Consider the following 1,706-nt stretch of genomic DNA (forward strand, 5'->3'; position numbering starts at 1 on the left):
CGTCGCCACGATCGTTGTACACCCCGCGTCCCCGACTGACGACCCAACGCACGCTGCCATCCAGGTGAATCACGCGGTACTCAGCCTCAAAATTCGTGTAAGTGGACAGCGCAGTGGCACCAATTTGCTCGACCTGCTCTAGATCATCTGGATGGATGAAATCGCGCCAGATTTGCGGCGTAATCGGACTGTGACCGGGCACCAATCCGAGAATGTGGTAGTGGTTGTTGTTCCAGGTTAGGGTATCAGTCGCAAAGTTCCAGTCCCAACTGCCGATGTGGCTGAAGTCGAGGGCGAGGCAGCGCTGTTCTTCGCTGCGGCGGAGAGCGTCTTCTGCCTGGGCACGATCGCTGATGTCGCGGCAAATACCAATCAGCCCTAGCACTTCACCGTCAGACCCCACTACAGGTGTTTTAATCGTGTCGAGCAGACGGCGCTGTCCATCAGGGTACGTTGCCCACTCTTCGCTGCGGTGCGCTTGTCGAGCCTCTACTACCTGCCGATCCTTCTCATGAACAAACGCAGCGGATGCTTCAGAAAATATCTCCCAGTCGTTTCGACCGACGATTTCAGATTGCGAACGTCCAGCCAACGCCGCAAACGCCTGATTGCAGCCGAGATAGTTGCCATCCTGAGATTTGCAAAAGATCACATCCGGAGTCGAGTCCATCAGGCAGCGCAGCAGCGATCGCTCCCACTCCAGAGTCGGCGATTCTGGTTGGCGATCGAGTGGCTGATGCTGCAACGGCGTGTCTGCTGCTTCAGGGCGCTCTAGCGCGGTCTGAATCGGATGCCACAAGCTCCAAATCTCTGGCGGCTCGCCAGCTTCGTAGCGAATGCGCCCGTGAACCCGGATTTCGCCTTGCTTTCCCAGAAGAGTGACACGCACATCCGCGTCGTTGCCGGACTGTAAGGCTTGAAACAATCGCCGACAGCGATCGCGATCAGCGAGGTGAACGAAGTCGAAAAAGCAGCGCTGTATCACCTCCTCTGCGGCATAGCCCAACAGGCGACACCAAGCGGAACTGACGTAACTTAAGTCACCTTCGAGTGTGACAATCTGGACTAGCTCATTGGCGCTATCCAATAGTGCCAGTAGCCGATCGCTGCACGGTGCCATACACGCTCTCACCTGATTGTGCAATTGCTACAATTCCCACACCTGAAGTCTCACCTGCTGCATGCCCCACTCAAACCATGAAAAAGCGAAGTTTTCTAGTCTGTATCAGTGCAGTGCTGATGGTCATCTGGCACTATGGACAGAGTCTCCCCACGTCTTACGCCATGACTCCATCCTCGTCGTCTCTAAGCTACCCAAAAAGCCAGCAAAGCAATCAGGTAGACACTTACCATGGAGTGCACGTTTCCGATCCCTATCGCTGGCTGGAGAACCCTGACTCGCCAGAAACTCAAGCCTGGATCGAGGCGCAGAATGCAGTTACGTTTCGGTACCTGAATCAGATCCCAGTGCGCGATCGCCTCAAAAATCGCCTGACTAAGCTGTGGAACTACGAGAAGTATGGGATTCCGTTTAAGCAGGGCGACGCGATCGCGGGTGGCAGCCAGCGCTATTTCTACTTCAAGAACGACGGATTGCAGAACCAAAGCGTTTTGTACACCTTGAAAGCGCTGAACGACACGCCAACCGTTCTACTGGACCCCAACAAACTGTCGGAGGACGGGACGATCGCCCTATCCGGCTTGAC

The 1,706-nt window shown here is 55.4% G+C and carries 1 protein-coding gene and 1 pseudogene; one reads left to right on the plus strand and one right to left on the minus strand.

The window, feature by feature from the left end:
* Positions 1–1,120, minus strand: a 1,120-nt coding sequence (locus H6F43_RS00750) for a PAS domain-containing protein (protein ID WP_190340124.1), incomplete at its 3' end; no start/stop codon positions are given.
* A 164-nt stretch (positions 1,121–1,284) separates the two neighbouring features.
* Between H6F43_RS00750 and H6F43_RS00755 the strand changes: the two are divergent.
* A pseudogene (locus H6F43_RS00755) lies at positions 1,285–1,706 on the plus strand (S9 family peptidase); the annotation flags it as partial.

Origin of the sequence: Leptolyngbya sp. FACHB-36 (assembly GCF_014695955.1) — a bacterium.
GTDB lineage: Bacteria > Cyanobacteriota > Cyanobacteriia > Leptolyngbyales > Leptolyngbyaceae > FACHB-36.